General features: G+C 67.4%; 14 protein-coding genes. 5 read left to right on the forward strand and 9 right to left on the reverse strand.

Annotated elements, in window-relative coordinates; translation table 11 throughout:
- Positions 1-226: 226 nt before the first annotated feature.
- Together A7X97_RS16150 and A7X97_RS16155 are read left to right on the forward strand one after the other, a co-directional pair.
- Positions 227-1,195 carry a LysR family transcriptional regulator gene (locus A7X97_RS16150; protein ID WP_032954693.1) on the forward strand — a complete coding sequence of 323 codons (969 nt, stop codon included), beginning with the start codon at positions 227-229 and terminating at the stop codon, positions 1,193-1,195.
- A gap of 350 nt (positions 1,196-1,545) precedes the next feature.
- Positions 1,546-2,454 carry a LysR family transcriptional regulator gene (locus tag A7X97_RS16155; protein WP_088497348.1) on the forward strand — a complete coding sequence of 303 codons (909 nt, stop codon included), beginning with the start codon at positions 1,546-1,548 and terminating at the stop codon, positions 2,452-2,454.
- A gap of 94 nt (positions 2,455-2,548) precedes the next feature.
- Here A7X97_RS16155 and A7X97_RS16160 read toward each other — a convergent pair whose 3' ends face one another.
- The gene (locus A7X97_RS16160; protein ID WP_088496709.1) at positions 2,549-3,805 is read right to left on the reverse strand and encodes an MFS transporter; all 1,257 of its coding nucleotides are present in this window, start codon (positions 3,803-3,805) and stop codon (positions 2,549-2,551) included.
- A gap of 124 nt (positions 3,806-3,929) precedes the next feature.
- Positions 3,930-4,556 (reverse strand): signal peptidase I, encoded by a 627-nt coding sequence (lepB, locus tag A7X97_RS16165; RefSeq protein WP_005420745.1) that lies wholly within the window; start codon positions 4,554-4,556, stop codon positions 3,930-3,932.
- A 275-nt stretch (positions 4,557-4,831) separates the two neighbouring features.
- Here lepB and A7X97_RS16170 point away from each other — a divergent pair, with 275 nt between their 5' ends.
- On the forward strand, positions 4,832-5,233 hold the full coding sequence (locus tag A7X97_RS16170; protein ID WP_061480257.1) for a hypothetical protein: 402 nt from the start codon (positions 4,832-4,834) through the stop codon (positions 5,231-5,233).
- 3 nt (positions 5,234-5,236) lie between these two features.
- Positions 5,237-5,683 (forward strand): 3-dehydroquinate dehydratase, encoded by a 447-nt coding sequence (locus A7X97_RS16175; RefSeq protein WP_004153636.1) that lies wholly within the window; start codon positions 5,237-5,239, stop codon positions 5,681-5,683.
- Between the two features lie 117 nt (positions 5,684-5,800).
- Here A7X97_RS16175 and dcp read toward each other — a convergent pair whose 3' ends face one another.
- The 3 genes from dcp to arfB all read right to left on the reverse strand — a co-directional run bounded on the left by dcp (position 5,801) and on the right by arfB (position 9,107).
- Positions 5,801-7,957: a peptidyl-dipeptidase Dcp gene (gene dcp / locus A7X97_RS16180; RefSeq protein WP_061480256.1), complete on the reverse strand. Its 2,157-nt coding sequence runs from the start codon at positions 7,955-7,957 to the stop codon at positions 5,801-5,803.
- 111 nt (positions 7,958-8,068) lie between these two features.
- Positions 8,069-8,671: a lysophospholipid acyltransferase family protein gene (locus tag A7X97_RS16185; RefSeq protein WP_088496708.1), complete on the reverse strand. Its 603-nt coding sequence runs from the start codon at positions 8,669-8,671 to the stop codon at positions 8,069-8,071.
- Positions 8,672-8,675: 4 nt separating this feature from the next.
- The gene (gene arfB / locus A7X97_RS16190) at positions 8,676-9,107 is read right to left on the reverse strand and encodes an alternative ribosome rescue aminoacyl-tRNA hydrolase ArfB (protein WP_005420755.1); all 432 of its coding nucleotides are present in this window, start codon (positions 9,105-9,107) and stop codon (positions 8,676-8,678) included.
- A 133-nt stretch (positions 9,108-9,240) separates the two neighbouring features.
- On the opposite strand from arfB, the gene A7X97_RS16195 reads away from it, so the two are divergent.
- Positions 9,241-9,774 (forward strand): DUF2059 domain-containing protein, encoded by a 534-nt coding sequence (locus tag A7X97_RS16195; protein ID WP_005420757.1) that lies wholly within the window; start codon positions 9,241-9,243, stop codon positions 9,772-9,774.
- 75 nt (positions 9,775-9,849) lie between these two features.
- On the opposite strand, the gene A7X97_RS16200 is transcribed toward A7X97_RS16195, so the two are convergent.
- From A7X97_RS16200 to A7X97_RS16215, 4 genes are all read right to left on the reverse strand, one after another.
- Positions 9,850-10,593, reverse strand: a complete 744-nt coding sequence (locus A7X97_RS16200) for a pseudouridine synthase (RefSeq protein WP_088496707.1) — start codon at positions 10,591-10,593, stop codon at positions 9,850-9,852.
- A gap of 85 nt (positions 10,594-10,678) precedes the next feature.
- On the reverse strand, positions 10,679-11,230 hold the full coding sequence (locus tag A7X97_RS16205; RefSeq protein WP_172412118.1) for an O-methyltransferase: 552 nt from the start codon (positions 11,228-11,230) through the stop codon (positions 10,679-10,681).
- Between the two features lie 32 nt (positions 11,231-11,262).
- The gene (gene ubiB, locus A7X97_RS16210; protein WP_088496706.1) at positions 11,263-12,918 is read right to left on the reverse strand and encodes a ubiquinone biosynthesis regulatory protein kinase UbiB; all 1,656 of its coding nucleotides are present in this window, start codon (positions 12,916-12,918) and stop codon (positions 11,263-11,265) included.
- Positions 12,915-13,550, reverse strand: coding sequence for a ubiquinone biosynthesis accessory factor UbiJ (locus A7X97_RS16215; protein WP_088496705.1), 636 nt, complete (start codon positions 13,548-13,550; stop codon positions 12,915-12,917). Before A7X97_RS16215 ends, ubiB begins: the two co-directional genes overlap by 4 nt.
- Positions 13,551-13,773 lie beyond the last annotated feature (223 nt).

Consider the following 13,773-nt stretch of genomic DNA (forward strand, 5'->3'; position numbering starts at 1 on the left):
CGGGCGACCGGGGTGGCCGGCAGCACGGTGTCCTGGCCGGCCCGGCGGGTCGCCAGGGGGAGGCCGGGGGTGGCCTTGGTGGCGGGGGTGGGAACGGCGGAAGCGACGGCGGACATGGGGCGACTCCAGCGGTGGGGGAACGTCTCCACGGTGCCGCCCGGCCTCAGTATTTGGCAAAACAGTTTTTGCAATGTTTTACATAAGTTGTGCTAATACTCGTTACACGATGAGCACACGCACCCCGCCAAGTCCTCGTTTTTCCTACAAATCCGACCGGCTCAAGCCGCTGCGCGCGTTCTGCCAGACCGTGCGCCTCGGCTCCGTCTCACGGGCGGCTGAGGCACTTTTCGTCAGCCAGCCGGCCATCAGCCTGCAGTTGCAGGCGTTGGAACGGGAGCTGGGGGTGCCATTGTTCGAGCGCAGCGGGAGGCGCCTGGTGCCCAGCCGCGAGGGCCAGCTGCTGTACGAGATGGCACAGCCGCTGGTGGAGAACCTGGACGGGCTGGAGGCGCGCTTCCGCGACAAGGTGCGCGGCCTGGACGCGGGCGAGCTGAACATTGCCGCCAACAGCTCGACCATCCTGTACCTGCTGCCGAAGATCGTCGAACGCTTTCGCCTGCACCACCCGGACGTGCGCCTGACCCTGCACAACGCGATCAGCGCCGACGGCACCGACCTGCTGCGCGAGGATGCCGCCGACTTGGCGATAGGTTCGATGACCGATGTGCCGGCCGACCTGACCTACGCCCCGGCCTACCGCTTCGAGCAGGTGCTGATCGCACCACACGATCATCCGCTGGCCAAGGGCGGCGAGCTGGAGCTGGCCGACATCGCGCGCTATCCGCTGGTGCTGCCGCCGAAGCGGCAGATCACCTACCGCCTGGTGGACCAGGTGTTCCAGCGCCACCGCATCGCCTACACCGTGGCGCTTGAGGTGGGGGGCTGGGAAGTAATCAAGCAGTACGTGGCGATGGGCATGGGCATTTCCATCGTGCCGGCGCTGTGCCTGAACGAGGCCGACCACGAGCGGCTGGCGGCGCGGTCGATGAAGCGCTGGTTCCCCGAGCGCAGCTACGGGGTGATCGTGCGCCGGGGCAAGGCGTTGTCGGCGCAGGCGCGGGCGTTCATCGAGCTGATCCAGCCGGAGTTGTTCAGTCCGCGCGATTACGACCAGAGCGGGCATTCGGAGCGGTGAGGGGTGTTCGGCAGGGCTGCGCCCTGCACCTGCTGAAGCCAAAGCAACAGCAAAAGCCTGCTATCCGTGGATGGCGGGGCGGTGTGGGCGGGCAGGACACGCCGTAAACCCCGCTCCGCGGTCCGGCCCAGCCGCTGGCGGCTGGGCGTTCGGGCGCTTGCGAAGCAGTGCTTCGCAAGCAAAGCGCCCTCACCCCTGGGGGCTCGATGGCGCCATCCATGGCGCCAACGGTCCTGCCCACCCACACCGCCCCGCCTCTGACAGGTTTCCGCGATCTGTCGGGGTCGGATCCCGTTGCTGCGCAACGGGCTCTGACCCCATTTCCGGCTGACGATGAATAAACTGCACCCATGTCCATCGAACTCCGTCACCTGCGCTACTTCCTCGCTGTTGCCGATACGCTGCACTTCGGCCAGGCGGCGGAGCGGCTGGGCATGTCACAGCCGCCGCTCAGCCAACAGATCCGCCAGCTGGAAGAACTGATTGACGCGCGCCTGTTCGTGCGCAGCCATCGCCGCGTGCAGCTGACGCCTGCGGGCGAACTGCTGCAGGAACGTGCACGCGCCATCGTGCAGCAGGTGGAAACGGCCGTGGACGAGGTGCAGCGTGCACAACGTGGTGAGCAGGGTGAACTGCACATCGGTCTGACTCGCGCCACGCCGCTGTCGCCGCAGATTCCGCGTTCGATCCTGCGCTACCGTCAGCAGTACCCGCAGGTGCGGCTGCAGCTGAGCGAGATGAACACGCTGCAGCAGATCGATGCGCTGCTCGACGGTTCACTGGACGTGGGCATCATCCGCAAGCGCGCGCTGCCGCCGGAACTGGTGGCGCACAGCCTGTTCGTCGACCCGCTTGCGCTGATCGTGCACGCCGACCACCCTGCCCTGCGCAGGCTGTCGAAGCAGGGCACGCTGTCGCTGCGCGACTTCGCGCAGGAGCCGTTCGTAGCGTTCCGCCGCAGCGCCGGCGCGGGCATCCACGACCACATGATCGCGTTGTGCGCGGCGGCGGGCTTCACGCCGCGCATCGTGCAGGAAGCCGGTGAAGCATCGACCTTGATCAGCCTGGCCGCTGCGGGCCTGGGTGCGGCGATCCTGCCGTCGTCATGCGATCACATACGCGTGGAAGGATCGCGCTTCGTGGCACTGGCCGATGCTGGCGCGCATTCGGAAGTGCAGCTGGCCTGGCACCGCGAACGGGTAACGCCGCTGATCCGCAATTTCGCCACGCTGCTGCGCGGAGCGTTCGCCGAGGGGTAGGCGTGCACTCCACCCGGGTAGTGCCGGCCGCTGGCCGGCAACCCCACAAGGGCGGGCATGCCGGCCAGCGGCCGGCACTACTGTACAGTTTGGTTCACGCCGTGACCGGCTGCGGCGCGCGCTGCTGCAGTGCCCAGACGATGCCACCACCGATCAGAGTCAGCACCGCAGCGAACACGCATACCCCCCGCCAGTCCCAGGCCGCATAGGCCAGGCCACCGACCCCGCCCAGCACGCTGGATCCCAGGTAGTAGGCGAACAGGTACATCGCCGAGGCTTCGGCGCGCATCGTACCGGCGCGGCTGCCAACCCAGCTGCTGGCCACCGAGTGGCCGCCGAAGAAGCCGAACGTGACCAGCGCGATACCCAGTGCCATCGCACTCAGCCACGGCATTGCCAGCAGTGCGATGCCCGCGCCGATCAACGCGAACGAGATCGACAGGATGCGGCCGCGGCCGTAGCGCGTGGCCTGCTGGCCCATCCACGCCGAACTGAAGGTGCCCACCAGGTAGACACTGAAGATCAGGCCGACCACGGTCTGGCTGAGGTGGTAGGGCGGCGCCAGCAGGTGGTAGCCCAGGTAGTTGTAGAGGGTGACGAACACGCCCATCAGCACGAACGAGGTGGCGAACAGCCACGGCAGGCCCGGGTCGGCGAACAGCATGCGCCAGCGCGACGGCAACTGGCGCAGGCTGTCACGACGGGGATGGAAGTGGCGCGACGGCGGCAGCTGAAGCCACAGCAGCACGGTGCTGGCCACCGCGATGATCGAGACCACGCCGATACCCCAGCGCCAGCCCCAGTGGTCGGCGATGATGCCGGCCAGCAGGCGCCCGCTCATGCCACCGATGGCATTGCCGCCGATGTACAGGCCCATCGCCAGGCCCAGCGCACGGCTGTCCATTTCCTCGACCAGGTAGGTCATCGCCACCGCCGGCACGCCGCTCAGCGCCAGGCCGAGCAGCGTGCGCAATACCAGCAGCGTGGTCCAGTCATCCACCAGCGCCGAGCTCAGCGACAGCATGGCCGAGGCCAGCAACGCGACGATCATCAACGGGCGGCGGCCGACCGCATCGGACAGCAGACCAGCCAGCAGCATCGCCACGGCCAAGGTGCCGGTGGTCAGCGACAACGACATGGCGCTGCCGGCGGCGGACACGCCGAAATGGCGGCTGAACTCGGGCAGCAGCGGCTGCACCGTGTACAGCAGGCCGAAGGTGGAAAAGCCGGCCAGGAACAACGCCAGCGCGGTGCGGCGGAAGGCCGGTGTGCCCTGCTGGATGCGGGTCTCGGCGCTGGAGTCGACAGTGGGGGGGCGGCGTTCGACGGCCGCCGCGGTTTCGCCAGTCATGGGATCGATGGGCCGGTGGGGGCGGCCAAGCGTGGGAGGGAACGGGCCTCAGACTAGGCCCGTCTATCCAGTCGATCCATAACCTGATAGGTCATGATTGATATACGAGAAGTATCAATTCAGCTTACAGGCGCTGCCACTCGAAGCCGTCGCCCCGGCGGTAGTACACCGCCACCGCGCGGCCGTAGAGCTTGTCGGCGTCGACGAAGCCGAAGAAGCGGCCATCGAAGCTGTTGCCGCGGTGGTCACCCAGCACCAGCACCTTGCCAGCCGGCACCACCAGGTCGGCGATGTCCGGACCGCCGCCCATGTCCAGATCAAGGCGGGCACGTCGCTCGCCGAAGGCTTCCACGTCCTGCAGGTCGGCCATCTGCAGCGGCTGCCCGTTGATGCTCAGATGGCCTTCGCGCATCTGCACATGGTCACCGGCCACCGCCGCCACGCGCTTGATCAGGCGGGTGCCGTCGGCCGGTGAGTCGAAGACCGCCACCTCGCCACGCTGCGGGGTGCCGGTCGCCATCAGTTCCGTGTTGGTGAATGGCAGGCGCAGACCGTAGGCGCGCATGTCCACCACCACCCGGTCGCCGGGCTGCAGGGTCGGCTGCATCGAACCACTCGGCACCACGTAATGGTTGGCCAGGGTATCGCGGGCGGCGGCGAGCAGGCCGAGCATCACCAGCAGCGGCAATGCTTCCTTCTTCAGCCAGGCCACGGCGCGTTGGGAAAAGGGGGGACGGGCAACAGCATCCATGACAGGCTCCGGTTGGGTGGTGGCTGCATCAGACCACATCCGGGCGCAAGAGGTTCCCGCGCCGCGCTCCTGTAGAGCCGAGCCCATGCTCGGCTTGTTCTTTGTAGCGTCGAGGTTGCCCGACTGGGGCGCAGAGCAGCCGAGCGTAGGCTCGGCTCTACATGAAGGGTTACGCAGGTTTTACGCCCCGGTCCGGCCGCGGGCATCGCACCTTTACGGGCAGCACGCGCATCGTGTGCCCACCGCGCCACACGGCGCATTCCGCAAGGTGTTGTATGACCCTCCTGGTGATCCGCCACGCCTCTTCGTCGGCACCGCGTCCCCAACTGCCGGCACAGCTGGCCGGCCATCGCGTGCTGTGCAGTGATTGCGCCAGCCTGTCCGAGGTACGCCAGTGCCTGTGCCAGCCGCAGGCGCGCTCGGCCGACTGGGTACTGCTGGATGTCGGTGCCGCCGACGAGGCGCAATGGCAGGCCGAAGGTGGCGCGCTGCAGGCGGCGCTGGAACGGCTGCCGGCGCAGTACATCGAGTTGCAGGCGCCCAGCGAACCTGGTCTGGATGCACGCCTGCGCCTGCAGCACGGCCCCGCCGCCGTGGTGGTCGACCAGCGCAGCCAGCAGGCCGGTTACCCGTTGTCGCTGGCCATTGTCGGCCGCCGCCTGGCGCAGGAGAGCTGAGTCATGTCGATCTTCATCATCCGCGGCCCGGAAGCGGCCGGCGCCCTGATCCGCACCGCGATGCCGCTGCCGGCACCGGTCCTGAAGTCGCTGGTGCATCGCGCGATCGACGCCGGCACCAGCGTGGCGATCCGCGCCTGCGGTTCGGAACAGGAACTACTCGATGCGCTGCGCGTGGCCGACCACAGCCGTGGCGAGGTGACGCTGCTCGATCCGGGTGCGTGTGCCAACAGTCTGCGCCTGCAGCGGCTGCTGCCCTATCTGCACAACGCGTACGTAGAGGTGCATGACGACGGCGCAGTGGCCGAACCGTGCCTGCCGGCCGGTGTCGGCCAGCGCCTGGGCATTGCTGCTGGGTATGGCGCGCAGAGTTATGTTCTGGCGCTGGATATCGCGCTCGATCACCTGGGCCTGGCCGAGCAGGCCAACCGGGTGCACGTGGGGACGTGATCCGCTTGTGTAGAGCCGAGCCCATGCTCGGCTGCGTCTCCAGAAAAAGCCAGCCGAGCATGGGCTCGGCTCTACACAAAGAAAAACGGCGGGGTTGCCCCCGCCGTTTTCGCTTTCTTATTTCAGCCCGCGGAACTTCAGCAGCGGTTCCACCGACGGGTCCTTGCCGCGGAAATCGCGGTACAGGGTCGACAACTCCACGCTGTTGCCGCGCGAGAGGATCTTGTCGCGGAACTCCTGGCCGTTGGCCGCAGTCAGGCCACCGTGTTCGGTGAACCACTGGTAGGCGTCATGGTCCAGCACTTCGGCCCAGAAGTAGGCGTAGTAACCGGCCGAGTAACCACCACCCCAGATATGGTCGAAGTAGGTGGTGCGGTAACGCGGCGGCACCTGCGGCAGGTCGACCTTGAACTTCTTCAGCGCGCTGGCTTCAAAGGCACCGACATCCTGCAGCGGCGCATCGGCCTTCTGCGTGTGCCAAGCCAGGTCGAGCAGCGCGGCCGACAGGTATTCGGTGGTCGCATAGCCCTGGTTGAAGCTGCGCGCCTTGAGAATCTTGTCGACCAGTTCCTGCGGCATCGCCTCGCCGGTCTTGTAGTGCTTGGCGTAGTTGGCGAAGACCTTCGGGTCCAGCGCCCAGTGCTCGTTGAACTGCGACGGGAACTCGACGAAGTCACGCGAGGTGGCGGTGCCGGCGATCGACGGGTACTTCACGTTCGAGAACATGCCGTGCAGCGCATGGCCGAACTCATGGAACATCGTGGTGACGTCGTCGAAGCTGATCAGCGCCGGCTGGCCGGCAGCTGGCTTGGTGAAGTTGCAGACGTTGTAGACCACCGGCTTGGCACCGGTCAGGCCGTCCTGTTCGACGAACACGTCCATCCAGGCGCCACCGGACTTGCTGTCACGCTTGAAGTAGTCGGTGTAGAACAGCGCCAGCGAGGTGCCGTCCTTGTCGAACACTTCGTACACCTTCATGTCCGGGTTGTAGGTCGGAATGTCGGTGCGCGGCTTGAAGGTGATGCCGTACAGCTGGGTGGCGGCGTAGAAGACGCCGTTCTGCAGCACGTTGTCCAGTTCGAAGTACGGCTTGATCTGCGACTCGTCCAGATCGTACTTGGCCTTGCGCACCTGCTCGGCGTAGAAGTCCCAGTCCGAAGCGGCGACCTGGAATCCGCCCTTCTGCGCGTCGATGACCTTCTGGATCTCACCGGCCTCGGCGCGCGCCTTGGCGGTGGCGGCCGGCACGGTGTCGGTCAGCAGCTTGAGCGCGGCCGCCGGAGTCTTGGCCATCTGGTCGCCCAGCTGGTAGTCGGCGAAGGTGTCAAAGCCGAGCAGCTTGGCCTTCTGCGCACGCAGCTGGGCCAGGCGCTGCACGGTCTGCCGGGTGTCGTTGGCATCACCGCGCTCGGCGCGGGTTTCAGAGGCCTTCAGCACGGCGGCACGCTGGTCGCGATCGCTCAGCGAGCCGAGCACCGGCTGCTGGGTGGTGTTCTGCAGCGGCAGCAGGAATTTGCCATCCAGCTTGCGGTCCTTGGCGGCGGCCGCAGCATTGTTGATCGCGCCCTCGTCCAGGCCGGCCAGCTTGGCCTTGTCGTCAACGACAACAGCCGCAGCGGCGGTCGCGGCCACCAGGCGGGTGTGGAACTGGGTGGAGAGCGTGGTCTCTTCCACGTTGAGCTTGCGCAGGGTCGCCTTGTCAGCGTCGGACAGCTGCGCACCGGCGCGCACCAGGCCATCGTAATAGTGCTCGACCAGGCGCTTCTGAACCGGGTCCAGCTCCAGCGTGTCACGCTGGTCGTACAGCGACTTCACGCGCGCGAACAGCTTCGGATCGAGGTTGATCTCATCCTGGTGCGCGGCCAGCTTCGGCGCCACTTCTTCCTGGATCTTCTGGCGCGCATCGTTGGTGTCGGCCTGGACCAGGCCGAAGAAGATGCGCGACACGCGGGTCAGGGTCTCGCCGCTGCGCTCCATCGCCACGATGGTGTTGTCGAAGGTGGCCGGCTCGCTGCTGTCGGCGATCTTGCGCACGTCGGCCAGGTGCTGGCGCATGCCTTCTTCGAACGCCGGCAGGTAGTCGCTGTCCTTGATCTTGTCGAACGGCGGGGCCTGGAACGGCAGCGTGCTGGCACTCAGCAGCGGATTGGTGGAGGCTTCGGCCGGCTGCTGGGCCGGGGTCTTCTGGGCATCGGACACGGGGGTGGACTCCTTGCCGGAACAGGCCGCCAGCGCCAGGCTGATGGCGGCGGCCAGGACTACGGTACGCGACATGTAAAAACGCTCCTTGGGCAGACGGTATGGATACCAGCCCTCCACCCTACTCCTGTCGCGCTCGCCCGGCATGTGCCGGACGTGGCGTCTATGCGGCGGCCTGCGGCCGGCTCAGACCGTGCCGCGGGTCTTGCCGATCCAGGGCCGGTAGAACTCGCGGATGGCAGCCATGTCGGCCATATCGTCGCCGCTCGGGGTGAACAACGGACCGATGCCGATGGTCTTTTCCGGATAGTGGAAATACGCAGTCAGGATCGGCACGTCGGCCATCCGGGCGATCTTCAGGAAGCCGGCCTTCCAGTCCTTCACCGCCTTGCGGGTGCCCTCGGGGGTGATGGCGAACCACATCTTCTCGTTGTTGCGCAGCAGGTCCACCGCCTGGCCCACCGTGCCCTGTGGCGAGCTGCGATCGAGCGGAATCACGCCCAGCCGGTGCAGCAACGGGCCCAGCGGCCACCAGAACAGCGACGCCTTGCCCAGCACCTTCACCTTCATGCCGAGCGCGATCTTCGCCGCCATGCCCCACAGCCCGTCCCAGTTGGACGAATGCGGGGCGATGATGAAGACCAGCCTGGGGATGTCAGGCAGGGTGCCGGTCACCTTCCAGCCCCCCATGCGCAGGGTGCAGCGCGCCAGCCAGCGCAGGAAGGCGTTGGGTTTGACCTGCGGCATCTGCGGCGGGACGGCCGGCAGCAACGAAGTCGGGTTGTTCAAGCAATCACTCCCAGTCACGTGATGAGCGCCCGCGCTTGATCTGCGCGCGCCCGCGTTTGGCGTCCAGACGACGCAGTTTCGACCCGAGGGTCGGCTTGGTGGCCTTGCGCGGTTTGGGCACGCTCAGCCCGGCCTGGATGAAGGCCGCCAGCCGCTCGCGCGCATCCTCGCGATTGCGATCCTGGGTGCGGAAACGTTGCGCGTCGATGACCAGCACGCCTTCGCCGGTCATGCGCCGGTCACGCCGCGCCAACAGCCGCGCGCGCAACGGTTCGGGCAACGAGGGCGAGTTGGCCACGTCGAAACGCAGTTCCACCGCAGTGGACACCTTGTTGACGTTCTGGCCGCCGGCGCCACTGGCGCGCACGAACCGCTCGACGATCTCGCCGTCGGGGATTTCAAGCTGCGCGCTGATGGTGACCGGTCCACTGCCCATCCGCGCATTGTAGCGGCAGCCACGTGGTGGAGTGCGCCATCGCGCCCCGTATGCCGCCGATCAGGCGCCGAACACGCCGCCTTCGCCTGGGCTGCAGGTATGCTGGCGGTCCCATGTACCGCAGGAAGCCCGCATGACCCGCTTCGCACCCGCCCTGCCGTCCCTGCTGCGCCGCGCCGCCCTGCTGCTGGCACTGGCCACGGCCAGCGTCCCGGCACTGGCCGCCCCGCCGACCGACGGCGACATCAACCGCCTGCTGTCGGCCTCGCGCGCGCAGAGCATGATCGACACCATGGTGCCGCAGATCGAAGCCATGCAGCAGCAGCAGTTCCAGCAGGTGGCCGCGCAGCGCCAGCTCACCGCCCAGCAGCAGGAACAGCTGAAGCGGATCCAGGCGCGGACCAGCCAGACCCTGCGCCAGGCCATGTCGTGGCAGCAGCTGCGGCCGATGTACGTGGACCTGTACAAGAAGACGTTCAGCAAGGAAGACGTGCTGGCGATGGCCGAGTTCTACGAGAGCGCGGCAGGCCAGAGCCTGCTGGACAAGACCCCGGCACTGATGCAGAACGTGATGGTGGCCATCCAGGCGCGCATGCAGCCGCTGTTTGCGGACCTGCAGAAAGACCTGGAAGCGATCGTCAACGAGCCGGAAAAGAAACGAGAATGAGGTAGTGCCGGCCGCTGGCCGGCTCCCCAGTACACCTGGAATCACGCAGCTGCCGGCCAGCGGCCGGCACTACCGTCAAACTGCGTCCACCTGCCAGCCGAACAGGTCCAGTGCCTTCTGGAACTGGCGGTCCAGCGGCGCACTGACATCCACGTTGCCGCCCTCCGGATGCGGAAAACGCAGGCGCTCGGCGTGCAGCAGCATGCGGTGCACGCCCTGCATGCGGAAGACGCGGTTGTGGCGCCCATCGCCGTGGCTGGTATCGCCGATCATGTGATGCGAGAGGTGCTTGAGGTGACGGCGGATCTGCCGGAAGCGCCCGGTCTGCGGCTGGCAGCGCAGCAGCGCGTAGCGCGAGCTGCTGAATTCGCCCACCGGCACCGACAGCTCGCCAGTGGCCAGGCGCTGGAAATCGGTGATCGCCGGCTTCTTCACCGGCTTGCCCGGCCCGCCATCCAGATCATGGTCCACCCGCCAGGACAGCTCGGCCGGCCAGCCTCGGCAGACTGTCAGGTAGTCCTTGGCCACTTCGCCACCCATCAGTGCCTTGCCCAGCGAACTGGCAGTTTCGCGGTCGAAGGCCAGCAGCAGGCAGCCACTGGTGGCCCGGTCCAGGCGGTGCACGAGGAAGATCGGCCGCCCCAGCTGCTCACGCAGGCGGTCGGCCAGGAAATCATCTTCGCCACGGGCCAGCTTGCTGTCGTGGACCATCAGCCCGGCAGGCTTGTTGACCACGGCCAGGCGCTCATCCAGGTGCAGCAGCTGCAGGGGCGCGGTTTCAGTCTCGACCGCGGCGAGGGTGTCAGGTTCGGTACTCACCGCGGGATTATACGGGCGCCCTGATCGGGGTCAGATCCCTTTTCCTGCGGAAAAGGGATCTGACCCCGGGTGTGTGGCGCGGCGGTCAGCCGTTGCGCACGGCCAGCAGTTCGCCGTTGCCCACCGGCACCAGGCTGGTGCTGAAGTCCGGATCGGCATCCAGCAGCAGGCACAAGGGTTTCATCTCTTCCGCGTGCGACGTGGCGTTGTCCACCACCAGCAGGCCCCCTGGCCGCAGCACGCGGCGCACCTGCGGCCACCAGCCGGCGTACTGCCCGCGGTCCGAATCCAGGAACAGCAGGTCGATGCAGCCTTCGCCGGCCTCTGCCAACCACTGCCCGGCATCGCCATGCACCAGCGTGATGTGCGCGGCCAAGCCGCTGCGCGCGAACGTGGATCGCGCCATCGCCACCTTGTCCTCGGCGACTTCCAGCGTGGTCACGTGGCCGTCGATGGCGGCGGCGGCTTCGGCCAGCCACAGCGTGGAGTAGCCATTGGAGGTGCCGATTTCCAGTACACGGCGTGCGGTGCCGAAACGCACCAGCACCGACAGGAATTCACCGGTATCCGGCGTGATGTTGAGCATGCGCCGAGCGCGCTCGGTTTCATGCGCGTCGTTTTCAGCACCGAAGTGCATCAGTTCGTTCTTCAGCGTCTGCAGCACCGGGTCTATCTCCACCACGCGCGCGCCAGCGCCAGCGCGCCGACGGCGCCGGACACCCAGCTCCACATCGGCAGGTCGCCCCAGTACCAGCCCGGCGGCTGCAGCATGTACATCAGCGCGGCGATGGCCAGCAGGCCGACGCCGGTGATCGCGCCGACCGCGCGCTTCTGCAGGCGCTGCACGCTGGCATCCAGCGCAACCAGATCGCGCGAGCGCATCGCCAGCTCGTGGCGCCCCTCCACCTGCTGGGTCAGCCAGGCGTGTACGAGGCGCGGCATGTCCGGTGCGTGGGTCATGATTTCCGGCAACCGCTTGCCGATCTCGCGCACGACCCGGCGTGGGCTGTAGCGCTCGCGCAGGATCTTCGCCAGCACCGGCTTGGCCACCGCCCAGATATCGATCTGCGGATCCAGCTGGCGGCCGACACCTTCGATGTTCAGCAGGGTCTTCTGCAGCAGGATCAGCTGCGGCTGCAGGGTCAGCTGGTAGCGCTGCGCCACGCGGAACAGCTTCATCAGCACTTCGGCCAGCGAGATCTGCGACAGCGGACGGGTGAAGTACGGCTCGCACACCGAACGCACGGCCGCTTCCAGATCATCGATGCGCACGTTGTCCGGCATCCACCGCGCCTGCACGTGCAGTTCGGCGATGCGGCGGTAATCGCGGTTGAAGATGGCCATGAAGTTCTCAGCCAGGTAGTACTGATCCTCCTGCGACAGCTGGCCCATGATGCCGAAGTCCAGCGCGATGAATCGCGGGTTGGCGCGGCGGCCCGGATCGGTGTCGACCCAGATGTTGCCGGCGTGCGCATCGGCATGGAAGAAGTTGTCGCGGAACACCTGGGTGTAGAAGACCCGCACGCCCTTGGCGGCCAGTGCCTTGCGGTCGATGCCCGCCTTGTCGAGCGCGGCGATGTCGTCGGACGGAATGCCCCACACGCGCTCCAGGGTCAGCGCGCGCTCGGCGGTATGGCTCCAGATCACTTCCGGCACGTACAGGTCGTCGCTGTTCTCCCAGAAGCGGCGCAGCACGCTGGCATTGGCGCCTTCGCGCTGCAGGTCCAGCTCGGCGGCGAGGGTGTTCTCGACTTCGGCCACCACTTCGCGCGGTCGGATCTTGTCGGCACGCGGATGGGTACGCTCGACCAGCGCGGCCAGCGAGTTGAGCAGGGCGATGTCGGCATCGATCTGCTTCTCGATGCCCGGGCGCAGCACCTTGACCACCACCTGGCGGCCATCGGCCAGCGTAGCCGCATGCACCTGCGCGATCGAAGCCGAGGCCAGTGGTTCGGTATCGAAGCTGGCGAACGCCTCGCTGACCGGCAAGCCAAGCGCTTCCTCGACAATGCGACGCGCGGTGTCACCGTCGAACGGCTTGACCCGGTCCTGCAGCAGGGTCAGTTCGTTGGCCACGTCCGGCGGCACCAGGTCGCGGCGGGTGGACAGGATCTGGCCGAACTTGACGAAGATCGGGCCGAGGTCCTGCAGCGCCAGGCGCAGGCGCGCACCGCGCGACTGTGCGGCGATGTCGGCCGAGGCACGCGGCACGAACGGCTTGGCCAGGCGCAGCCAACGCTCGGCCGGCGTGCCCTGCAGCAGGTCGTCAAGGCGGTAACGCAGGATCACCCGGCCGATGCGGCTCGCCCGCAGCACGGCCTTCATGCGGCACCCCGCAGGCGCTGCACCCGCGCGCCAAGACGCTCGACGTCATCGCGCAGCACGTCCACATCATCGTGGAAGGCATCCAGTTCGGCGCGCGGCACCACGTCGCGCGATTCCTCGGTGATGAATTCGGCGGCGCTGTGGGCCAGGTCGATCGCACCCTGGCGCGCGTGCTGCAGGGCGCTGCGCAGGGTGTTGGCGACCTGCACGCCCAGTACCTCGCCAAACACGCTGACGAACGGCTGCTGCCAGTCCGGGTCGAAGCCCTTGGCCAGCTGCTGCAGGCGCCGCGCCAGTTCGGCGTCGCCGGCCACGCGTACACGGCCCTTGTTGTTGGACTCGCCGCGCCGTGCGTTGGCCAGCAGCGGCAGCTGCGCCAGCACGCCGGCCAGGCTGCTACGCACGGCCAGGTCGGCTTCCTGCGCATCCACCGGGCCGACCCCCAGCTGGTCGCCGTCGACGCTGATGCGCATCGCCAGCGACGGCGCTTCCAGGGTCAGGTCGATGTGCCGGCCATCGAGGCTGGCCAAGGCATGGCGGGTATCCGGATCCAGCGCCAGCGCGCGGTTCAGGGCGATCTGCAGGGCGCGGCCAGCGACCGGCTTGAGGGACTTGAGCAGGGAAAGAGCCATGGGCGCATTCTACCTGCGTGGGTGGGGGGCTTGGGCCGGGCTGCCGCCCGGCACCCGCAGATGCATCAGCCAGGGCAACATCAAAAGCTGGCTATCCGTGGGATGGCGGGGTGGGTCCGGTTGCGGGGGACGCTGCAAGTACGTCCATGTAAGCTCGGTCGCGCCATCCATGGCGCCCACCCCCCCCCCACCCGACCCCCCCCCCCCTCGCACGCTTTCTGCG

The sequence above is a fragment of the Stenotrophomonas sepilia genome (genome assembly GCF_003244875.1).
In the GTDB taxonomy this organism is placed as follows: Bacteria; Pseudomonadota; Gammaproteobacteria; order Xanthomonadales; family Xanthomonadaceae; genus Stenotrophomonas; species Stenotrophomonas sepilia.